This is a genomic window from Leptothrix mechoopdaensis (SeqCode) (assembly GCF_053893855.1).
Window position 1 is genome coordinate 2,432,349 of the sequence record NZ_CM132699.1, and the last position, 21,519, is coordinate 2,453,867.

A 21,519-nucleotide genomic window follows, 5' to 3' on the forward strand; every position below is an offset into this window, starting at 1 on the left:
GCATCAGGTGCTCGTCATGACGTAGACGCTGCCGGCGCGGCCGGCGTGGCCGCGTGAGCGCCGCCGAGGAACAGGCGTTCGATGTGCGGGTCGTTCAGCAGCTCGTCGGCCGGCTTCTGCAGCACGCGGCGACCCGATTCGAGCGCAATCGCCTCGTCGGAGATCTTCAGCGCGCTCTTGACGTTCTGCTCGACCATCAGCACGGTGGTGCCCTGGTCGGCCAGTTGGCGCAGCAGCTTGAAGACGTCCTGCACGACCAGCGGGCTCAGGCCGATCGACGGTTCGTCGATCAGCAGCACCTTCGGGCGCAGCAGCAGCGCACGGCCGACTTCGAGCTGCTTCTGCTCGCCGCCGGACAGCGCCGCAGCCGGGCTGTTGATGCGTTCCTTGACGCGCGGGAAGCGGTCCAGCACCTCGGGGATGCGCTCGCGCGTGGTCTTCATGCCCAGCGTGATGCCGCCGAGCTCGAGGTTCTCGTAGACGCTGAGCTGGCCGAACAGGTTGCGGCCCTGCGGCACGAAGGCGATGCCGTGCCGGACCAGCAGGTCCTTGGCGCTGGCGCCGGTGATGTCCTGGCCGTCCAGCCGGATGCTGCCCTGGCGCACCTTGAGCAGGCCGAACAGCGTCTTCAGCACGGTCGACTTGCCCGCGCCGTTCGGGCCGATCAGCAGCGTGATCGCGCCGCGTTTCGCCTTGAACGTGAGGTTGTTGAGGATCATGAAGTCGCCATAGCCGGCGACGACGTTGTTGAACTCGATGGCGTGATCGCTCATGTTCAGCTTCCCAGATAAGCGTCGAGAACCTGCTTGTTCGACCGGATCTCCGCCGGCGTGCCGATGGCCATGACCTCGCCTTCGACCATCACCATGATGCGGTGGCACAGGTCCATGACGAAGTCCATGTTGTGCTCGATCACGACGAAGCTGCTGGCCTTCTTCCCAGGTGCGTGCTTCTGGTTGAGCTGCTTGAGCAGCGTGCTGATGCCGCCCACCAGGCTGGGGTTGACGCCGGCACACGGCTCGTCGAGCAGCACCAGGTCGGGCTCGCTCATGAAGGCCATCGCGATGTCGACCAGCTTCTGCTGGCCGTAGCTCAGCTCGCCGGCCTTCTTGTCGGCGACATGGCGGATGCGGAACAGGTCGATCAGCTCGTCGGCCTTGGCGCCCAGGCCCGAATCGGACGGCGCGAACATGCGGCTGAACATGCTGCCGCGGTGTTCCTGCGCGGCCACGATCAGGTTGTCGCGCACGGTCATCTTGCCGAACACCTGCAGGGTCTGGAAGGTGCGGCCGACGCCGCGCCGGTTCAGTTCCAGCGGGCTCAGGTTGGTGATGTCCTGGCCCTTCAGCTCGATGCGGCCGGCGTCCGGCGTGATCTGGCCGAGCACGCTGTTGAACATGGTCGTCTTGCCCGAACCGTTCGGGCCGATGACGCCGAAGATCTCGCCGGGGCGGACCTCGAACTCGACGCCATTGACCGCGCGGATGGCGCCATACGACTTCTTCAGGCCGCTGACCTTCAGCAGCGCGGGTCCGTTGACGGGACTCATGACTGACCTCCTTGCGCCGCCTCGGCGGCGGCGGCGGATGCGGCGCGGGCGGCCGAGGCCTCGCGCGATTGGCGGCGGGCACGGATGCGGTCCGGGATGCTCAGCAGGCCGTCGGGCAGCCACAGCATCAGCAGGATCACGGCCGAGCCGAAGACGAACAGGTACCAGGCCTGCGCGAAGCGCAGCCACTCGGGCAGCAGCACGCCGACTGCCGCACCCAGCACCGGGCCGAAGAAGTAGCCCGAGCCGCCCAGCACGACCATCAGGTACATCATGATCGACGAGCCCACCGTGAACGGCGCCGGCTCGATGAAGCCGACCAGGCTGGCGAACAGCGCGCCGGCCACCCCGGCATAGACCGCGCCGATCGCGAAGGCCAGCAGCGTGTAGGCCTGCACGCTGACACCCAGGCTCTCGGCCCGGATCGGGTTGTCGCGCAGGGCGGTGAAGGCCTTGCCCCAGGGCGAGCGCAGCAGGCCGTACAGCAGCGCGCCGAGCAGCAAGGTCACGGCCAGCACGAAGTAGTAGTAGCGCAGGTTGCTCCCCAGGTCGAAGCCGAACAGCGACGGCCGCGTGATGCCGTTGATGCCGAAGGTGCCGCCGGTCAGCCATTCCTCGTTGCGCATCACCAGCCAGATGGCCGTGTTGAAGCCGAGCGTCGCGAAGGCCAGGTAGATGGTCTGCACGCGCAGCGCCGGGAAGCCGACCAGCAGGCCGATGCCGAAGCAGCCGATCGCCGCCAGCGGCAGGCCGATCCAGAAGCTGACGCCGTGCTGCAGCAGGATCGCGACCGTGTAGGCGCCGATGCCGAAGAACGCGGCATGGCCGAGCGACTTCTGGCCGGCATAGCCGATCGTCAGGTTCAGGCCCATCGTCGCGATGATGAAGACGAGCCAGTAGGAGAACAGGTAGATGCCGTAGTTCTTCAGCATCGGGGGCACCGCGAGCATCACCAGGACGATGACGAGCAGGCCGATCTTGTGCAGGGGTTTCATGGTGGCTTGCTCCTCAGACCTTGCGCATTTCCTTCTTGCCCAGCAGCCCTTGCGGCTTGAACAAGATGACGATCATGAAAAGCACCAGCGCCACGGCGTCCTTGTAGGACGGCGAGATGTAGGCCGCCGCCAGGTTCTCGGCCACGCCGACGATGACGCCGCCCAGCAGCGCCCCGCGGCTGTTGTTGAAGCCGCCGATGATGGCCGCGAAGAAGGCCTTGTTGCCCAGGCCCTCGCCCATGTCGAACTTGGCGAGGTAGACCGGCGTGACCAGCAGCGCGGCGGCGCAGGCCAGCAGCGCGTTGATCGCGAAGGTGTAGAAGATCATGCGCGGCACGTTGATGCCCAGCACGGTCGCGCTCTCGGTGTTCTGCGCCACGGCCTGCATCGCGCGGCCGGTGACGGTGCGGGCCAGGAAGGCCTGCGTGGCCAGCACCAGCGCCAGCGCACAGCCGAGCGTGCCGATGTCGGCCATCGTGATCGTGACGCCGGCAATGTTGAACAGCTGGTCGGCGAACAGGCTCGGGAACGGGTGCGCCTCGGCGCTGTAGCCGGCGCGCACGCCGTTGCGCATGGCGATGGCCAGGCCGATCGTGGCGACGACGATGGGCATCATCCCGAAGCGCAGCAGCGGGTCGGCGATGCCGCGCTTGAAGACCCAGCCGAGCAGGAAGACGGCCAGCACGCAGGTCGCGACAAAGGCCGGCAGCAGCCCCAGTCCGGCGGTCTGGAAGCCCAGCATCATGAAGGCCGGCAGCATGACGAACTCGCCCTGGGCGAAGTTGATCGTGCCGCTGGCCTGCCAGAGCAGCGTGAAGCCCAGCGCCGCCAGCGCATACACGCTGCCGGTGGCGAGGCCGGAGAAGAAGAGCTGGAGAAAGTCGGTCATGGGGCACCGGAAGGTTGGACAGGCTCAGTCGATGAGCCTGTGCGGCCGGACAGGGTCGGACCGGGTCGGACCTGCCTGCGCAGGTCGACCCTCGTGGTGATGACGACCGCTTACTTGGCGGCGCCGAGCGCCGGCAGGATTTCCTTGACGACCTGGCGGCCGTCCTTGACCTCGACCAGGAAGCTGTCGCGGTCCAGGTCGCCGTTGGCGTCGATCGACACGTCGTAGATCACGCCCGGGTTCTTCGCGGCCTTGATGGTCAGGCCGTGCAGCGCGGCGGCGACGGCCTTGCGGTCGACCTTGCCGACCTTCTCGATCGCGGCCTTCAGGATGTACACGCCGGTGTAGCCCTTGATGCCGTTGTGATCGGAGATGGTGTTGTAGTTGGCGAAGAAGTTGCCCTTGAACTTGATCATCTGCGGGTTCGGCGCATCGACCGTCAGGCCGACGTGGGCGGTCGCGCCGGTGGCCGCCGGGCCGGCCAGCTCGATGACCTTCTGGCCGGTCAGCGTGGTCTCGCCGACGATCGGCTTGTCATAGCCCTGCTTGCGCAGCTCGCGCAGCGCACGGGCCGATTCCTCTTCGTTGGTGTAGACGAACAGCGCATCGGCATTGGCCTGCTTGGCCTTCAGCACCGGGGCCGAGAAGTCGACCTGGCCGCTGTCGGTCGAGATGTCGGCGACGACCTTCACGCCGTTGGCTTCGAGCGCCTTGGTGATGGCGTCGCGGCCACCCTTGCCGAAGTCGTTGTTGACGAACAGCACGGCCACCGTCTTCGCCTTCAGGCCCTTGGCGATGTAGCGCGCCACCTTGGGCATCGCGGTCGACTGGGTGAAGCTGGTGCGGAAGATGTAGGGGTTGCCCTTCTGCGTGATCGCCGCAGCCTCGCCGCCGGTGAAGTTGATCACCTCGGCGCGCTGGGTCTCGGCCATGCTGACCATGATCGAGCCGGAGAAGACCGGGCCGAAGACCGCGAACACGTCGTCGTCGACGGCCTTGGCGGCCAGGCCCTTGGCGACGCCCGGGTTGCTCTGGGTGTCGGCGACGCTGTGCTCGATCTTCTTGCCCAGGATGCCGCCGGCGGCGTTGATCTCCTTGACGGCCATGTCCACGCCGTTCTTGAACATCGTGCCGGCGCTGGCACCGGCACCCGACAGCTCGTAGAGGCCGGCGATCTTGATGGTGCTCTGGGCCTGGGCCGCGCCGGTGGCGCAGAGGGCGGACAGCGCGGCGGCGGCGATCAGGTGGCGGCGGTTGAAGGTCATGGTGGGTCTCCGGGGAAGGTCGTCGGGTGGGTCGGGAACGGTGAAACGAAAACGTCGGAAGGGTCGGGAGGATCTGGCTCGGGGGGTCTCAGGCCGCCTGCGGCAGGCGTTCGAGCGGCTCGCTGCGCATCAGCGCGCGCACGGGTGCCAGGTCGGCCTGGGTCGTGCGGGCCAGGGCCTCGAAGCCGAAGAAGCGCAGGTACTCGGGCACCTGCTGGATCAGCATCTCGTGGCCCGGATGGGCGGTGATGCCACGTGCCGCACAGGCCCGCAGCAGCGGCGTCGTGGCGTCCTTCATCAGGATGTCGACCACGGCGGCGCTGCCGTCGAGGCGGCGCACGTCGAAGGGCAAGGGATCGGACTCGCGCAGGCCCAGCGGCGTCGCGTTGATGACGAGGTCGTAGCCGGCCGGATCGGCCACGGCGGGCGTGCTGACCTGCACCGTGCTGATGCTGCGCAGCCGGTCGGCGGCCGCAGCGGCGCGGTTGGCGTCGACGTCGTGGATCGACAGCTCGGCCAGGTCGCGCTGCGCCAGCGCGCAGCCGATCGCGATGCCCGCGCCGCCCGCACCGACGACCAGCACGCGCGCGCCGGTGCAGCCGATGCCGAAGTGGTCCAGCGCCTTGACGAAGCCGATGCCGTCGAACAGCGCACCCTCGATGCTGCCGTCGACATTGCGGCGCACGGCGTTGACTGCCTCGGCGGTGCTGCCGCTCAGGTCGCAGTGGTCGAGCAGGCCGGGCAAGGCGGTCTTGTGCGGGATCGTGACCCACAGGCCGTCGACGTTGCGGGCCTGGAACACGCCGCGCACGAAGGCGTCGAGCTGGCCCGCCGGCACCTGCATCGGCACCAGCACGGCATCGACGCCGGCCTGGGCGAACAGCGGATTGAAGACCTCGGGGGCACGCACCTGGGCGACGGGGTCGCCGAGGATCAGGAAGACGCGGGTGGTGCCGGAGATGTGCATGGTGGGCCGCTTGGGAGTGGCCGAACGATAGGCAGCGTCCCCGCCGGTCACAAGCCGGTTTCATCGCGAGTGCGCGACAATCGCGCACTTGGCGCGATCATCGTGCGATTCCCGGGTTATTCCCGGGCCAACCCTGGAGGCGTCGGATGGAGAACCTGATCGACCGCAAGGACATCATCGACGGCCTGGGCAAGGGCCTGCGCGTGATCGAGGCCTTCGACGACGACCACCCGCGCCTGACGCCCAGCGAAGCCGCCGCCGCCACCGGGCTGACACGCACGGCCGCACGGCGCTACCTGCTGAGCCTCGTCCACTTCGGCTATGCGGACAGCGACGGCAAGCACTTCTGGCTGCTGCCCAAGGTGCTGCGCCTGGGCCAGAGCTACCTCGGCGCGGCGCGCCTGCCCCGGCTGGTGCAGCCCTTCATCCAGCGGCTGTCGCAGGCGGCCGGCGAGACCTTCAACTTCAGCGTGCTGGACGGCCACGAGGTCGTCTACCTGGCCCGCAGCAACAGCCCGCGGGTGATCTCGATCGGCTTCCAGCCCGGTGCGCGGGTGCCGGCGCATGCGGTGACGCCGTCGGTGCCGATCCTGGCGACCTACCCCGACGAGGCGCTGGCCGAATGGATCGACGCGCACGAGTTCACCGCCTTCGGGCCGCAGACGCAGACCGATGCGACCGCCTTCCGCGACGCGGTGCTGGCGTCGCGTCGGCTGAACTTCTGGGTCACCGAGCAGCAGCTTGAACCGGGCCTGCGCGGCATCGCGGTGGCGATCAAGGACCGCAAGGGCGTCTGCCGCGGGGCGATCGGCTCGACGATGCCGATGCAGAACGAGAGCCGCGAGGCGATGGTCGCGCGCATCCTGCCGCTGCTGCAGGACTGCGCGCAGTCGCTGCGGCCGGTGATCTGAAGCCGCAGCGCCTGGGCGCCTCAGCGCTTCAAGGTCATGCGCCCGGGCAGCGGCACCGAGCGGCGCAGCACCTCTTCACCCAGCCATTGCGCCGAACGGTGGGCCCGCTGGGCGACCAGCGGCAGCGGCAGCTGCTGGTAGTCGTCGTTGAAGACCTCGAAGCTGTAGTCGCCGCGATAGCCGATGGCATCGAGCCGGCCGACCAGGTCGGCGACCTGCGCGCTGTGCACGCCCTCGCCCGGGAAGACGCGGAAGTGCCGCGCGGTCGAGATGCGTTCCTCGACCGAGCGGATCTCCTGCCACATGAAATCGGCCAGCTGGACCAGGAAGATGCGGTCGGCGTCGAGCTGATCGAGCTCGTCCAGCGAGGTGTCGGTGGCGAGGATGTGGAACGAGTCGATGCCCAGCCCGAGGTTGGGCGCGTCGGCCCGGCAGACCACCTCCCAGGCGGTCGTGAACTCGCTGACGGTGCGGCCCCAGGACAGGCCCTCGTAGGCGACCTTGATGCCCAGCGGCACCGCCAGCATCGCCAGCTTGCGCAGGTCGCGGGCCAGCGCGTCGATGTCCTGGCTGGCGTGCTGGCTGGTCGACGAACAGGCCAGCAGCACCGGCGCGCCGAGCGCGTGCGCCATCTCCAGCATGGCCTTGGCGATGTCGACCTTGTAGTCGTGCAGGTGGCCGGCCAGGCCTTCGAAGTCGCGCAGGACCTGGAAGCCGGTGACGCGCAGGCCGCTGTCCTTGACCAGCCGCACCGCCGCGTCGACGCCGCCGGGGTGGCCGACGATGTCGTTCGCCTTGAGCATGACCTGGGTGAAGCCGGCGTCGCGGATGGCCCGCAGCTTGGCCTCGAGCGGGCCGGCCAGCGAGATGGTGTCCATCCCGAAATCGTCGATGTAGCCGTGGCGCTGGGTCATCGTCTCGCTCCGCCGGCTCAGGCCGCCGTGCCGGCGTCGGCCGGCAGGTCGTGGTGGACCAGCTCGAACATCACGTCGCCCAGCCAGCTGCGGGTCAGCGCGCCACGCTCGTCGGCGTGGATCTGGCGGCTGGCGACGAACTCGACGCCGCGTGCCCCCAGCGCCGCGACGGCGGCCGGCACGTCCGGCGTGCCCAGGCCCAGGCGCTGCAGCGACTCGCTGCCCTCGATGTCGACGATGCCCGGCTCGGGCTCGATCAGCTGCAGGTAGAAGGTGCGGCAGGGGCTGCGCAGGATCCGGCCCTTGGGCAGGATGCCGAAGCGCTCCTCGTCGGGCAGCTCGGCGAAGCCGAACAGCTCGCGGTAGAACTCGCACCAGTCGGCCATGCGGTCGATGCCGATGTACTGCACCAGCCCGAACCAGTGCAGGCCGGCCAGCGCCGGCGGGTGCTTGTCGACGGTCGGGATCGGCACGAAGTCGACGTCCCAGATCGAGAACTCGCGGAAGCGGTCGACGAAGTAGATGCGGCTGGTGCCCACGCCGTGGATGGCCGGGATGTTCAGCTCCATCACCTCGACATGGGTCGGCACGGCCCAGGCGCCGCGGTCGAGCGCCCGGCGGTAGGCGGCGGCGGCGTCGCGCACCCGCAGCGCGACGGCGGCGATCACCGGGGTCTCGGTCGGCTGCACCGCGCGCGGCGTGCTGCTGGTGTGGGCGTTGATGACGACGTTCATGCCGCCCTGGCGGTAGAGCAGCACCTCGCGCGAGCGGTGCCGGGCGATCGGGCGGAATCCCATCATCTCGAGCACCTGGCCGAGCGCCTGCGGGCGCGTGGTCGCGTACTCGATGAACTCGATGCCTTCCATGCCCAGCGGGTTGGGCCAGTCGCCCAGGTCTTCTCGGTCGGGGCTGTTGTGCATGTCGGGTCGCTCCTCGGTCGTCTGTGCGGGATGTCGGGGTCGATAGGTTAGCCGCTCATGCCACGCCCATGAAAAAGGGCCGCACGAGGCGGCCCTTCGGCGTGCAGGCCACACGGGCCTGCGACGGTGTCGTCGATCAGCGTGCGCCGAGCGGCTTGACGTCGCGACGGGCCGAGCCGGCGAACAGCTGGCGCGGACGGCCGATCTTGTACTCGGGGTCGCCGATCATCTCGTTGAGCTGGGCGATCCAGCCGACCGTGCGGGCCAGCGCGAAGATCGCGGTGAACAGGCTCACGGGGATGCCGATGGCGCGCTGCACGATGCCCGAGTAGAAGTCGACGTTCGGGTAGAGCTTGCGGGCGACGAAGTACTCGTCTTCCAGCGCGATCTTCTCGAGCGCCATGGCCAGCTTGAACAGCGGGTCGTTCTCGAGGCCCAGGGCGCCGAGGACTTCATGGCAGGTCTCGCGCATCAGCTTGGCGCGCGGGTCGTAGTTCTTGTAGACGCGGTGACCGAAGCCCATCAGCTTGACGCCGCTGTTCTTGTCCTTCACCTGGCGGATGAACTCGCCGATCTTCTCGACGCCGCCCATCTGCTGGATCTCGCCGAGCATGTTCAGGCAGGCCTCGTTGGCACCACCGTGCGACGGGCCCCACAGGCAGGCGACGCCCGCCGCGATGGCCGCGAACGGGTTGGTGCCCGACGAACCGCACAGGCGCACGGTCGAGGTCGACGCGTTCTGCTCGTGGTCGGCGTGCAGGATGAAGATGCGGTCGAGCGCGCGCACCAGGACGTCGTTGGGCTCGTAGTCCTCGCACGGCGTCGCGAACATCATGTGCATGAAGTTCGCGGTGTAGCTCAGCTTGTTCTTCGGGTACATGTAGGGCTGGCCAGCCGAATACTTGTACGCCATCGCGACCAGCGTGGGCATCTTGGCGATCAGGCGGATCGCCGCGATCTCGCGGTGCTGCGGGTTGTTGATGTCCGTGCTGTCGTGATAGAAGGCCGACAGGGCACCCACCAGGCCGGTCATGACGGCCATCGGGTGCGCGTCACGGCGGAAGCCCCGCAGGAAGAACTGCATCTGCTCGTTGACCATCGTGTGGTTGGTCACGCGGCTGACGAAGTCGGTCTTCTGCGCCACGTTGGGCAGTTCCCCGTACAGCAGCAGGTGGCAGGTCTCGAGGAAGTCGCAGTTCTCGGCCAGCTGCTCGATCGGGTAGCCGCGATACAGCAGCTCACCCTTGTCGCCGTCGATGTAGGTGATCGCCGAGTTGCACGACGCGGTGCTCAGGAAGCCCGGGTCGTAGGTGAACTTGCCGGTCTGGGCGTACAGCTTGCGGATGTCGATGACATCCGGGCCGATCGTGCCCTTGTAGATCGGCAGGTCCATCGCGGCGCTGCCGTCGGAGAACGATAGCGTCGCCTTCACGTCGGAGGGAGTCATCATGGCTAAATCCTCAGGGGTTCAAAACTCTAGCTCGCGGGGGCATTCTTGTCGGGACGGACAGTGTTCGGCTCGGCCGCTCGGCTCACCTCGTGTCGGGCGGCTCGCGCAGCTGCGCCAGGACCTCGTTCACCTCGGGCCTTGCGAGGTCGCCGTCCGGCTCTCGACGGCGCAGCAGCAGGTCCAGCAGATCGTTGTCGGCCAGGTCCATCAAGGCCTCCAGACCGGCGGCTTGCCGCACGGTCAGGGTGGCCTCGTGGCGCCCGAAGAACCGCTCGATGAACAGGTCGTTCTCGAGCAGGCCACGCCGGCAGCGCCAGCGCAGCTTGCTGAGGGACCGTTCGTCCAGCAGCTCGTTGGAGAGAGTGTCCATCGGGCGACTTGCTGCGGTCTGACCGGCCTCAGACGGCACGGCGGACCATCAGCTCCTTGATCTTGCCGATCGCCTTCGTCGGGTTCAGGCCCTTCGGGCAGACGTCGACGCAGTTCATGATGGTGTGGCAGCGGAACAGGCGGTACGGGTCCTCGAGGTTGTCGAGGCGCTCGCCGGTGGCCTGGTCACGGCTGTCGGCGATGAAGCGGTAGGCCTGCAGCAGGCCGGCCGGGCCGACGAACTTGTCCGGGTTCCACCAGAAGCTCGGGCAGCTCGTCGAGCAGCTCGCGCAGAGGATGCACTCGTACAGGCCGTTGAGCTCGTCACGCTCCTCGGGCGACTGCAGGCGCTCCTTGTCGGGCGCGATGGTGTCGTTGACGAGGTAGGGCTTGATCGAGTTGTACTGCTTGAAGAACTGCGTCATGTCCACGATCAGGTCGCGGATGACCGGCAGACCGGGCAGCGGCTTGAGGACCACCACGCCCGGCAGGTCGCGCATGTTCGTCAGGCAGGCCAGGCCGTTCTTGCCGTTGATGTTCATCGCGTCCGAACCGCACACGCCTTCGCGGCAGGAACGGCGGAAGCTGAGCGTCGGGTCGACCGCCTTGAGCTTGATCAGGGCGTCGAGCAGCATGCGCTCGTTGCCATCGAGTTCGACCTCGATGGACTGCATGTACGGCTTGGCGTCCTTGTCGGGGTCGTAGCGGTAGATCTGGAAGGTGCGCTTCTGTGCTGCCATGTTGTTTCTCCTGCGGGACGCTTAGAAGGTCCGGACCTTCGGGGGCACCGACTCGACCGTCAGCGGGGTCAGGTTGACCGGCTTGTACGACAGGCCGTTGGTGGCGCTGTCCCACAGGGTGTGCTTCATCCAGACCTTGTCGTTGCGGCCGAGCGGGAACTCGGCGTCATCGGCACCACGTTCGTAGTCCTTGACGGTGTGCGCACCACGGCATTCCTGACGGGCCGCCGCCGACGTCATCGTGGCCTGGGCGGCCTCGATGAGGTTGTCGACTTCCAGCGCCTCGATGCGGGCGGTGTTGAACACCTTGGACTTGTCCTTCAGCGTGATCGCCTTGACCCGCTCGCGGATCGCGTTGATCTTGACCACGCCCTCGTCCATCGTGGCCTGGGTGCGGAACACGCCGGCGTGCTGCTGCATGGCCGAACGGATGTCGTTGGCGACGTCCTGCGCGTATTCGCCGTTGCTGCTGCCGTCCAGGCGGGCCAGGCGGGCCAGCGAGAAGTCGGCCGCGTCCTTCGGCAGTTCCTTGTGGGCCTTCGGCGCGTTCTTGATCGCGTCGACGATGTGGTTGCCGGCCGCACGGCCGAACACCAGCAGGTCGAGCAGCGAGTTGGTGCCCAGGCGGTTGGCGCCGTGCACCGACACGCAGGAGCATTCGCCGACCGCATACAGGCCGTTGACGATGCTCTTGTAGTCGTCGCCCTTGGGCACCACGACCTGGCCGTTGATGTTGGTGGGGATGCCACCCATCTGGTAGTGGATCGTCGGCACCACCGGGATCGGTTCCTTGGTGATGTCGACGTTGGCGAAGTTGTGGCCGATCTCGTAGACCGAGGGCAGGCGCTTCAGGATGGTCTCGCCGCCCAGGTGGGTCATGTCGAGCACGACGTGATCCTTGTTGGGACCGCAGCCGCGACCTTCCTTGATCTCCTGGTCCATGCAGCGCGAGACGAAGTCGCGCGGGGCCAGGTCCTTCAGCGTCGGCGCATAACGCTCCATGAAGCGCTCGCCGTTGCTGTTGCGCAGGATCGCGCCTTCGCCACGGCAGCCTTCGGTCAGCAGCACGCCCGCGCCGGCCACGCCGGTCGGGTGGAACTGCCAGAACTCCATGTCCTGCAGCGGGATGTTGGCGCGCGCGGCCATGCCCAGGCCGTCACCGGTGTTGATGAAGGCGTTGGTCGAGGCGGCGTAGATGCGGCCGGCACCACCGGTCGCGAACAGCGTGCACTTGCCTTCGAGGATGTAGACGTCGCCCGTCTCCATCTCGAGCGCGGTCACGCCCAGCACGTCGCCTTCGGCGTCGCGGATGATGTCCAGCGCCATCCACTCGACGAAGAACTGCGTGCGCGATTTCACGTTCTGCTGGTACAGCGTGTGCAGCATCGCGTGGCCGGTGCGGTCGGCCGCCGCGCAGGCGCGCTGGACCGGCTTCTCGCCGTAGTTGGCGGTGTGGCCGCCGAACGGACGCTGGTAGATCGTGCCGTCCGGGTTGCGGTCGAACGGCATGCCGAAGTGTTCGAGCTCGTAGACGACCTTGGGCGCCTCGCGGCACATGAACTCGATCGCGTCCTGGTCGCCGAGCCAGTCGGAACCCTTGACGGTGTCGTAGAAGTGGTAGTGCCAGTTGTCCTCGCTCATGTTGCCGAGCGAGGCACCGATGCCGCCTTGCGCCGCGACGGTGTGCGAGCGGGTCGGGAAGACCTTGGACAGCACGGCCACGTTGAGGCCCGCGCGGGCCAGTTGCAGGGAAGCGCGCATGCCCGAGCCGCCCGCGCCGACGATGACCACGTCGAACTTGCGACGCGGCAGGTTGTTGACCGATGCCATCAGAGTCTCCAGAGAACTTGGATCGCCCAGCCGGCACAGCCGACGAGCCACACGATCGAGAACACCTGCAGGGCCAGGCGGAGACCGACCGGCTTGATGTAGTCCATCCAGATGTCGCGCACGCCGACCCAGGCGTGAAGGGCCAAGGCGACGATCACCGTGAAGGTCAGGAACTTCATCCACTGCTGGGCAAAGATGCCGGCCCAGCGTTCGTAGCCCAGCGGGCCGCCGAACAGGACCTGCAGCAGCAGGACGACGGTAAAGAGGGCCATCAGCACCGCGGTGACGCGCTGAGACAGCCAGTCGCGGAAGCCATAGTGCGCACCGACGACGATGCGCTTGGATCCATAGTTCTGGGACATGGGGGCAGTGTCCTTGTTGATGTTCTGCGGGGGACGGGAGGGGGAACTCAGAACAGGCCGAACAGCTTGGCGCCGAGCAGCACGGTCAGCACGACGCTGGAGGCCAGCGTGATCACGGCCGAGCGGTGACCCTGCTCCTTCGTGACGCTGTGGGTGGCATCCATCCACAGGTGACGAACGCCGGCGATGAAGTGGTGCAGGTAGGCCCAGATCAGGCCCAGGACGACCAGCTTGACCAGCACGCCCGGCACGAAGCCGATGCCGCCGCTGAAGGCCGCCGTGAAGGATTCGTAGGACACCTCGGAGCTGATGCTGTTGTCGAACAGCCAGATCACCAGCGGCAGCAGCAGGAACATCGCCGCTCCGCTGATGCGGTGCAGGATCGACACGATGCCCGCCGGCGGGAGCCGGTAGCTGACGATGTCGGACACGTGGATGTTGCGGTGGACCGGGCGCTTCTTGGAGGTGTCAGCCATGGTGAGCCTGTTTGTAATGACAAGGAAACCGACGAAGTTTATTGCAACGCAACACGAGCCCGCTGTACTCAAGCGGAGCACTGTGCTGTCAGCTTCAACTCAATTCATTGCGGTAATGATGTTGCGTCGTGTTGTAGAGACCGCGGCGCAGTTCCACCGGTCGATCCCCGTAGGTCAGGGACAGCCGCTCGACGCTCAGCAGCGGCGCACCCTCGTCGACACCGAGCAGCGCGGCGACGCTGCGGTCGGCCGAGATGGCGCGGATCTTCTCCTCGGCGCGGATCATCCGCACGCCGAACTCGGACTCGAACAGGCTGTAGAGAGGTCCGCGGTACTCGGTCAGGCGCTCGGCGGTCAGGCCCTTGAACAGGCTGCCGGGCAGCCAGATGTCGTCAAGCACCACCGGCCTGCCGGCCTGCGACAGCGTGCGGCGCAGCTGCACCACCATGTCGCCGCTGCGCAGGTCGAGTGCCCGCACGATGTCGGCCGGGGCGCGCAGGCGGCGGCAGTCGAGGAACTCGCGCTGCATCGGCTGCGGCGAGCCCTCTTCGGGCTGCAGGCGCAGGAAGCGGTACTGGATCTTCTCTTCGTTGTGGGTCGCGACGTAGGTGCCCTTGCCCTGCCGGCGCACCAGCAGGTTCTCGGCGGCCAGCTCGTCGATGGCCTTGCGCACGGTGCCCTGGCTGACCTTGAAGCGGGCAGCCAGTTCCAGTTCGCTGGGGATGGCCTCGCCGGGCTTCCATTCGCCGCCCTGCAGGCCGCGCATGATGAGCGCCTTGATCTGCTGGTAGAGGGGGCTGAAGGCCGGCGCCACCTCGCCGGCATTGGGCGACGAAGGGGGCACGGGCAGGGACGCGGTCTGCGACATGCCCAGGATTGCAGCACAAGGCGGAAGGGCCGCGCAACCAAATGTCAACAGATGTCTTATATAAGACATAAGATCGTTGACGGTGCGAGGGTCAACCCCTAGACTGCGCGATACTCCACGCCCGCCGGACCCGTCAGCCCCTCCGGACGCCGCCCCTGAAGCGGCCGAAGCAGCCTCCGATGACGACGCCCGCCGGCATGCGCCCCCGGTTTCCCGTTCCATCCCCAGCCTCAGTCCCAGGAGCCCCCGCCATGAGCAAGAGTCCCGTCCGTGTCGCCGTCACCGGCGCAGCCGGCCAGATCGGTTATGCCCTGCTGTTCCGCATCGCCTCCGGCGAGATGCTCGGCAAGGACCAGCCGGTCATCCTGCAGCTGCTCGAGATCCCTGACGAGAAGGCCCAGAACGCGCTCAAGGGCGTGATCATGGAACTGGAAGACTGCGCCTTCCCGCTGCTGGCCGGCGTCGAGGCCCACAGCGATCCGATGACCGCCTTCAAGGACACCGACTACGCCCTGCTCGTCGGCGCCCGCCCGCGCGGCCCCGGCATGGAGCGCGCCGACCTGCTGGCCGCCAATGCCCAGATCTTCACCGCACAGGGCAAGGCCCTGAACGCGGTCGCCTCGCGCAACGTCCGCGTGCTGGTGGTGGGCAACCCCGCCAACACCAACGCCTACATCGCGATGAAGAGCGCGCCGGACCTGCCGCGCAAGAACTTCACCGCCATGCTGCGCCTGGACCACAACCGCGCCGCCAGCCAGATCGCCGCCAAGATGGGCGTCGCCGTCGGTGACATCGAGAAGCTGGCCGTCTGGGGCAACCACTCGCCCACCATGTACGCCGACTACCGCTTCGCCACCGTCAACGGCAAGTCGGTCAAGGACACCATCAACGACCACGACTGGAACGCCAACGTGTTCCTGCCGACCGTCGGCAAGCGCGGCGCGGCCATCATCGCCGCACGCGGCCTGTCGTCGGCCGCCTCGGCCGCCAACGCCGCCATCGACCACATGCGCGACTGGGCCCTGGGCACCAACGGCAAGTGGGTCACGATGGGCGTGCCGTCGAACGGCGAATACGGCATCCCGAAGGACGTCATGTTCGGCTACCCGGTCACCTGCGAAGGCGGCGAGTACAAGCTGGTCGAGGGCCTGCCGATCGATGCGTTCTCGCAGGAATGCATCAACAAGACCCTGGCCGAGCTGCAGGGCGAGCAGGACGGCGTCAAGCACCTGCTGTGATGCCCGCCTGACCGCGTCGACGCCGTTGCGCGCCGACCGCGGATCACAATGAAAGCCGGTCCCTGCGACCGGCTTTTTCACTTCCCGGACGACACCGCCATGACCGCTGCAGCCCGCCCCGCCTCCTCGCCCCGTGTCCACCCGCGCGACGCCCTGTTCGGCTCCGGCGAGATCGCCCCGAGCCTGCCGGTGTGCGACCACTACTGCGGCGTCGAGGTCCGCATGCGCAAGAGCCTGGCGCTGCAGGGTGAACTCGGCCCCTGCTTCGACATCACGCTGGACGCCGAGGACGGCGCGCCGGTCGGCGGCGAGCTCGACCACATCGCGCTGATCGCCGAGCTGGTGAACTCGGCCGAGAACCGCCACGGCCGTGTCGGCGCCCGCGTCCAGGCCGTCGACCATCCGATGTTCGACGCGATGGTCGACGCGCTGGTGCGCGACGCCGGAGCCCGGCTGGCCTACGTCATGCTGCCCAAGCCGCGTGGCCTGGCCGACTTGCAACGGGGCGTCGACGCGATCGACGCGGCCGCGCAACGCCACGGCATCACGCGCACGATCCCGGTGCATGCGCTGGTCGAGACCCACGGCGCGCTGCGCGAGGTGCAGGCGCTGGCCGCGCACCCGCGCATCGAGTCGCTGTCGTTCGGCCTGATGGACTTCGTCTCCGAGCATCGCGGCGCCATCCCGCAGGGCGCGATGGGCGTCAAGGGCCAGTTCGAGCACCCGCTGGTGGTGCGCGCCAAGCTCGAGATCGCCGCCGCCTGCCACGGCTGGGGCAAGACGCCGTCGCACTGCGTCGTGACCGAGTTCAAGCACAAGTCGGCGCTGGAAGCCGCCGCCAGCCGGGCCTGCCGCGAGCTGGGCTACACGCGCATGTGGAGCATCCACCCGGACCAGATCCGGCCGATCGTCGAGGCCTTCTCGCCGACCGTCGCCGAAGTCGACCATGCCGTCGAGATCCTGATGGCCGCCCAGGCCGCCGACTGGGCGCCGATCCGGCACCTGCATGCCGGCCAGGACACGCTGCACGACCGCGCCAGCTTCCGCTACTTCTGGCATGTGCTGGAACGCGCGCACCGCACCTCCGTGGCCGGCGGCGAACAGCTGCCCGGCGAGGTCCGGCGCACGTTCTTCGCCGATTGATGCGGGCTGCGGCAACGCGCAGCCGGCCGAGGATGTTTCCAGACGCTTCCACCGCCCCGTCCCGATCACCGGAACTGGCACTTTTCATGGCTGCATTTGGTGACGTCGGCTTGCCTGGGTACGCGAAGAATCACGACTTGTCGCTTCCCGTATCCGGAGTTCCCAGAATGATGCCGCCCCGTTCCTTCCCCGCCCTGGCCCTGTCGGCCGCCCTGTCCGCCGCCCTCGTGGGCGCCGCCATCCTGACGAGCCTGCCGGTCGCCGCTGCCGAGGCCGCCGCCCCGGTCAAGAAGAAGCCGGCCGCCAAGACCCCTGCCCTGCCCGACCTGAGCGCCGAGCAGCTGGCCAACGCCGAGCGTGTCCTGACGGGTGCGAACGCCTGCGAGTTCGACCAGTCCGTCAGCGTCGACGCCGTCAAGGAAAAGGCCGGCTACTTCAAGGTCGACTACAAGGGCAAGTCCTACGTGATGGTCCCGGAGCCGACCACCACCGGTGCGGTCCGCCTGGAGGACAAGAAGAACGGCCTGGTCTGGCTGCAGATCGCCAACAAGTCGATGCTGATGAACGCCAAGGCCGGTCGCCGCATGGTCGACAACTGCGTCCACCCGAGCCAGAAGACCTGAGCGTCGCGGGCCGGCTGGCCCGGTTCCTGCTGACGCCTGCCATCACGGCCGCCCACCGGGCGGCCGTCTGTCTTTTTGAGGCACGTCAGCCCCTGCCCGGTGCAGGGAAGACTTGGCAAGTCTTATATAAGACATAAAATGTCGGGCAAACCCGAGGAGCAGTGCCCCGGCACTGTGACAAGGTTCTGCCCCCGCCGTTCTCGCCTTTCTCGCCACCCCCGCACGGAGTTCCCTTCATGCTGCAAGCCTATCGCCAACACGTTGCAGAGCGCGCCGCGCTCGGCATCCCGCCGCTGCCGCTCGACGCCAAGCAGGTGGCCGAGCTGATCGAGCTGATCAAGAACCCGCCGGCTGGCGAAGAGGCTTTCCTGCTGGACCTGCTGACCCACCGCGTGCCCCCCGGCGTGGACGATGCCGCCAAGGTCAAGGCCAGCTTCCTGGCCGCCGTCGCGCACGGCGAACTCGCCGTCGGCCTGATCTCCAAGGCCAAGGCCACCGAGCTGCTGGGCACCATGGTGGGCGGCTACAACGTCCATCCGCTGATCGAGCTGCTGGACGATGCGGACGTCGCCGGCGTCGCCGCCGAGGGCCTGAAGAAGACCCTGCTGATGTTCGACTTCTTCAACGACGTGGCCGTCAAGGCCAAGGCCGGCAACGCCAAGGCCCAGGAAGTCATGAAGTCGTGGGCCGACGCCGAGTGGTTCACCTCGCGTCCGGAAGTCGCCCGCAAGATCACCGTCACCGTCTTCAAGGTGCCCGGCGAGACCAACACCGACGACCTGTCGCCGGCCCCGGACGCCTGGAGCCGCCCGGACATCCCCATGCACTACCTGGCGATGTTGAAGAACACGCGCCCGGACGCGGCCTTCAAGCCCGAGGAAGACGGCAAGCGCGGCCCGATGCAGTTCATCGAGGACCTGAAGAAGAAGGGCAACCTCGTGGCCTACGTCGGCGACGTGGTGGGCACGGGTTCGAGCCGCAAGTCGGCCACCAACAGCGTGATCTGGGCCACCGGCCAGGACATCCCCTTCGTGCCGAACAAGCGCTTCGGCGGCGTCACGCTGGGCGGCAAGATCGCCCCGATCTTCTTCAACACCCAGGAAGACTCCGGCTCGCTGCCGATCGAGGTCGACGTCTCCAAGCTGGAGATGGGCGACGTCATCGACGTGCTGCCGTATGACGGCAAGCTGGTGAAGAACGGCGAGACCGTCACCGAGTTCAAGCTCAAGAGCGACGTGCTGTTCGACGAGGTACGTGCCGGCGGCCGCATCAACCTGATCATCGGCCGTTCGCTGACGGCCAAGGCGCGCGAGTTCCTCGGCCTGCCCGCCAGCACCGTGTTCCGCCTGCCCTCGGCCCCGACGGCCACCCAGGCCGGCTTCACGCTGGCCCAGAAGATGGTCGGCCGCGCCGTCGGCCTGCCCGAAGGCCAGGGCGTGCGCCCGGGCACGTATTGCGAACCGAAGATGACCACGGTCGGCTCGCAGGACACCACCGGCCCGATGACCCGCGACGAGCTGAAGGACCTGGCCTGCCTGGGCTTCTCGGCCGACCTGGTGATGCAGTCGTTCTGCCACACCGCCGCCTACCCGAAGCCGGTCGACGCCAAGATGCACCGCGAGCTGCCGCCCTTCATCAGCAGCCGCGGCGGCGTCGCGCTGCGTCCGGGCGACGGCGTGATCCACAGCTGGCTGAACCGCCTGCTGCTGCCCGACACCGTCGGCACCGGCGGCGACAGCCACACCCGTTTCCCGATCGGCATCAGCTTTCCGGCCGGCTCTGGCCTGGTCGCCTTCGGCGCGGCCACCGGCGTGATGCCGCTGGACATGCCCGAGTCGGTGCTGGTGCGCTTCAAGGGCTCGCTGCAGCCGGGCGTCACGCTGCGTGACCTCGTGCATGCGATCCCGCTGTACGCGATCAAGGCCGGCCTGCTGACCGTCGCCAAGGCTGGCAAGAAGAACATCTTCTCGGGCCGCATCCTCGAGATCGAGGGCCTGCCGGACCTGAAGGTCGAACAGGCCTTCGAGCTGTCGGACGCCTCGGCCGAACGCTCGGCCGCCGGCTGCACGATCAAGCTCAATCCGGAGCCGGTGCAGGAGTACCTGCGTTCGAACATCGTCCTGATGAAGAACATGATCGCCGACGGCTACCAGGACGCGAAGACGCTGCAGCGCCGCATCGAGAAGGTCGAGGCCTGGCTGGCCAAGCCCGAGCTGCTCGAAGCCGACAAGGATGCCGAATACGCCGCCGTCATCGAGATCGACCTGGCCGACATCACCGAGCCGATCGTCTGCTGCCCGAACGACCCGGACGACGCCAAGTTCCTGTCCGACGTCGCCGGCACCAAGATCGACGAGGCCTTCATCGGCTCGTGCATGACCAACATCGGCCACTTCCGCGCGGCGGCCACGGTGCTGGGCGGCGCCCGCGACATCCCGGTCAAGCTGTGGATCGCCCCGCCGACCAAGATGGACCAGAGCGAGCTGATCAAGGAAGGCCACTACGCCAACTTCGGCGCCGCCGGTGCCCGCACCGAGATGCCTGGCTGCTCGCTGTGCATGGGCAACCAGGCGCAGGTGCGTGAGGGCGCGACGGTCATCTCGACCTCGACCCGCAACTTCCCGAACCGCCTGGGCAAGAACACCAACGTGTTCCTCGGCTCGGCCGAACTGGCCGCCGTCGCCTCGAAGCTCGGCAAGCTGCCGACCAAGGAAGAGTACCTGGCGGCCACCGGCGTCATCACCGCCAAGTCCGACCAGATCTACAAGTACATGAACTTCGACCAGATCGAGGAATACGCCGAAACCGCCAAGGGCGTTTCGGCCTGATATCCATCCCACCTTCGGGTGAGATGACGGGGCCCGCTTCGGCGGGCCTTTTTCATGGGTGAATGCCGCTTAAGATGGTCTGTTGATTGCCGGAGACGATTCCCATGCCCAGATCCAGGTCGAAGACCTCTCCAACGCCGTCGGCCGCTCTCCCGACGATGATCCGATCGTCAGCGGCGGAATACCTCACGTTCATCGCGGCGAGCGGAACAGGGGGTGTCGAGGCGGTATATGCCAACGAGAACGTCTGGCTGACGCAGAAGATGATGGGACAACTCTACGACGTGGATGTCAGGACCGTCAGCTACCACCTCAAGAATGTCTTCAGCGACCACGAACTGGAAGAGTCTTCAGTTATCCAGTCTTTTCGGATAACTGCTGCAGACGGCAAGACCTACAACACCCAGCATTACAGCCTGGCTGCCGTCATCGCTGTCGGGTACAAGGTCAACTCCGAACGGGCCGTCCAATTCAGGAAATGGGCCACCGGAATCATCGAGTCCTTCACGATCAGGGGTTACGTGATGGACGATGAGCGACTGAAGAACGACGGCTCGGTGCTCTCGAAACGCTATTTCGAGGAGCAGCTCCAGCGAATTCGAGAAATCCGTCTGAGCGAGCGCAAGTTCTACCAAAAGATCACGGACATCTACGCCACGTCAATCGACTACGACATCACCGCTGCTGCGACCAAACGATTCTTTGCGACGGTTCAGAACAAGCTCCATTGGGCCATCCATGGTCAGACGGCAGCTGAGCTCATTCTGAATCGGGCCGACGCGAACAAGGACCACATGGGACTGACGGGCTGGAAGGATGCACCGAACGGGAAAATCCAGAAGTTCGACGTGGTGGTCGCCAAGAACTACCTGACCGAAGGCGAAATGGCTCAGTTGCAGCGGCTGGTGTCAGCCTATCTCGATGTAGCCGAAGACATGGCCCTTCGACAGATTCCCATGACGATGCAGGATTGGGAATCACGACTGAACCGTTTCATCGCCGCGACCGATCGAGAGGTGCTCAGTGACGCGGGCAAAGTGACTGCAGAAATTGCGCAGGCACACGCCGTCAGCGAATTCGAGAAGTATCGGATCGTTCAGGATCGCCTGTACGTCAGTGACTTCGATGCTGCGATTGCTCGATCGGGCGGCGGCGGCGAAAACTGAATACCGGGGCCGGTCG

General features: G+C 67.1%; 21 protein-coding genes. 6 read left to right on the top strand and 15 right to left on the bottom strand.

Going from position 1 to position 21,519, the window contains the following annotated elements; all coding sequences use genetic code 11:
* Positions 1-14: 14 nt before the first annotated feature.
* The 6 genes from ACWA7K_RS10625 to ACWA7K_RS10650 all read right to left on the bottom strand — a co-directional run bounded on the left by ACWA7K_RS10625 (position 15) and on the right by ACWA7K_RS10650 (position 5,665).
* A complete protein-coding gene (locus ACWA7K_RS10625) occupies positions 15-773 on the bottom strand; it encodes an ABC transporter ATP-binding protein (protein ID WP_456168322.1) in 759 nt (252 codons plus the stop codon).
* Between the two features lie 2 nt (positions 774-775).
* Positions 776-1,549, bottom strand: coding sequence for an ABC transporter ATP-binding protein (locus ACWA7K_RS10630; RefSeq protein WP_456168324.1), 774 nt, complete (start codon positions 1,547-1,549; stop codon positions 776-778).
* Positions 1,546-2,544: a branched-chain amino acid ABC transporter permease gene (locus tag ACWA7K_RS10635; RefSeq protein WP_456168326.1), complete on the bottom strand. Its 999-nt coding sequence runs from the start codon at positions 2,542-2,544 to the stop codon at positions 1,546-1,548. Before ACWA7K_RS10635 ends, ACWA7K_RS10630 begins: the two co-directional genes overlap by 4 nt.
* A 13-nt stretch (positions 2,545-2,557) precedes the next feature.
* Positions 2,558-3,433 carry a branched-chain amino acid ABC transporter permease gene (locus ACWA7K_RS10640; RefSeq protein WP_456168328.1) on the bottom strand — a complete coding sequence of 292 codons (876 nt, stop codon included), beginning with the start codon at positions 3,431-3,433 and terminating at the stop codon, positions 2,558-2,560.
* A 110-nt stretch (positions 3,434-3,543) separates the two neighbouring features.
* Positions 3,544-4,698 (bottom strand): ABC transporter substrate-binding protein, encoded by a 1,155-nt coding sequence (locus ACWA7K_RS10645; RefSeq protein ID WP_456168330.1) that lies wholly within the window; start codon positions 4,696-4,698, stop codon positions 3,544-3,546.
* 88 nt (positions 4,699-4,786) lie between these two features.
* Positions 4,787-5,665 carry a shikimate dehydrogenase family protein gene (locus ACWA7K_RS10650; RefSeq protein ID WP_456168332.1) on the bottom strand — a complete coding sequence of 293 codons (879 nt, stop codon included), beginning with the start codon at positions 5,663-5,665 and terminating at the stop codon, positions 4,787-4,789.
* 146 nt (positions 5,666-5,811) lie between these two features.
* Between ACWA7K_RS10650 and ACWA7K_RS10655 the strand changes: the two genes are divergently transcribed.
* Entirely contained in the window at positions 5,812-6,576 is a 765-nt protein-coding gene (locus tag ACWA7K_RS10655; RefSeq protein WP_456168334.1) for an IclR family transcriptional regulator domain-containing protein, read from the top strand.
* A gap of 20 nt (positions 6,577-6,596) precedes the next feature.
* Here the strand turns inward: ACWA7K_RS10655 and ACWA7K_RS10660 are convergent, their stop codons facing one another.
* The 9 genes from ACWA7K_RS10660 to ACWA7K_RS10700 form a co-directional block, all read right to left on the bottom strand.
* Positions 6,597-7,490, bottom strand: a complete 894-nt coding sequence (locus ACWA7K_RS10660; protein WP_456168336.1) for a sugar phosphate isomerase/epimerase family protein — start codon at positions 7,488-7,490, stop codon at positions 6,597-6,599.
* 17 nt (positions 7,491-7,507) lie between these two features.
* The gene (locus ACWA7K_RS10665; RefSeq protein WP_456168339.1) at positions 7,508-8,410 is read right to left on the bottom strand and encodes a VOC family protein; all 903 of its coding nucleotides are present in this window, start codon (positions 8,408-8,410) and stop codon (positions 7,508-7,510) included.
* Positions 8,411-8,546: 136 nt separating this feature from the next.
* Positions 8,547-9,857: a citrate synthase gene (gene gltA, locus ACWA7K_RS10670; RefSeq protein WP_456168774.1), complete on the bottom strand. Its 1,311-nt coding sequence runs from the start codon at positions 9,855-9,857 to the stop codon at positions 8,547-8,549.
* A gap of 85 nt (positions 9,858-9,942) precedes the next feature.
* A complete protein-coding gene (locus ACWA7K_RS10675) occupies positions 9,943-10,230 on the bottom strand; it encodes an FAD assembly factor SdhE (protein ID WP_456168341.1) in 288 nt (95 codons plus the stop codon).
* Positions 10,231-10,258: 28 nt separating this feature from the next.
* Entirely contained in the window at positions 10,259-10,969 is a 711-nt protein-coding gene (locus tag ACWA7K_RS10680) for a succinate dehydrogenase iron-sulfur subunit (protein ID WP_456168343.1), read from the bottom strand.
* A gap of 21 nt (positions 10,970-10,990) precedes the next feature.
* On the bottom strand, positions 10,991-12,799 hold the full coding sequence (gene sdhA / locus ACWA7K_RS10685) for a succinate dehydrogenase flavoprotein subunit (protein ID WP_456210447.1): 1,809 nt from the start codon (positions 12,797-12,799) through the stop codon (positions 10,991-10,993).
* Positions 12,799-13,161, bottom strand: coding sequence for a succinate dehydrogenase, hydrophobic membrane anchor protein (sdhD, locus tag ACWA7K_RS10690; protein WP_456168345.1), 363 nt, complete (start codon positions 13,159-13,161; stop codon positions 12,799-12,801). Before sdhD ends, sdhA begins: the two co-directional genes overlap by 1 nt.
* A 47-nt stretch (positions 13,162-13,208) precedes the next feature.
* Positions 13,209-13,637, bottom strand: coding sequence for a succinate dehydrogenase, cytochrome b556 subunit (sdhC, locus tag ACWA7K_RS10695; RefSeq protein ID WP_456168347.1), 429 nt, complete (start codon positions 13,635-13,637; stop codon positions 13,209-13,211).
* Positions 13,638-13,731: 94 nt separating this feature from the next.
* Complete coding sequence (locus ACWA7K_RS10700; protein ID WP_456168349.1) at positions 13,732-14,505, bottom strand: GntR family transcriptional regulator; 774 nt, start codon at positions 14,503-14,505, stop codon at positions 13,732-13,734.
* Positions 14,506-14,756: 251 nt separating this feature from the next.
* On the opposite strand from ACWA7K_RS10700, the gene ACWA7K_RS10705 reads away from it, so the two are divergent.
* From ACWA7K_RS10705 to ACWA7K_RS10725, 5 genes are all read left to right on the top strand, one after another.
* Positions 14,757-15,743, top strand: a complete 987-nt coding sequence (locus ACWA7K_RS10705) for a malate dehydrogenase (protein ID WP_456168351.1) — start codon at positions 14,757-14,759, stop codon at positions 15,741-15,743.
* Between the two features lie 99 nt (positions 15,744-15,842).
* Positions 15,843-16,886 (top strand): HpcH/HpaI aldolase/citrate lyase family protein, encoded by a 1,044-nt coding sequence (locus ACWA7K_RS10710; RefSeq protein ID WP_456168353.1) that lies wholly within the window; start codon positions 15,843-15,845, stop codon positions 16,884-16,886.
* 167 nt (positions 16,887-17,053) lie between these two features.
* The gene (locus tag ACWA7K_RS10715) at positions 17,054-17,509 is read left to right on the top strand and encodes a hypothetical protein (RefSeq protein WP_456168355.1); all 456 of its coding nucleotides are present in this window, start codon (positions 17,054-17,056) and stop codon (positions 17,507-17,509) included.
* 236 nt (positions 17,510-17,745) lie between these two features.
* Complete coding sequence (gene acnB, locus ACWA7K_RS10720; protein WP_456168357.1) at positions 17,746-20,337, top strand: bifunctional aconitate hydratase 2/2-methylisocitrate dehydratase; 2,592 nt, start codon at positions 17,746-17,748, stop codon at positions 20,335-20,337.
* 158 nt (positions 20,338-20,495) lie between these two features.
* Positions 20,496-21,503 (top strand): virulence RhuM family protein, encoded by a 1,008-nt coding sequence (locus ACWA7K_RS10725; protein ID WP_456168359.1) that lies wholly within the window; start codon positions 20,496-20,498, stop codon positions 21,501-21,503.
* Positions 21,504-21,519 lie beyond the last annotated feature (16 nt).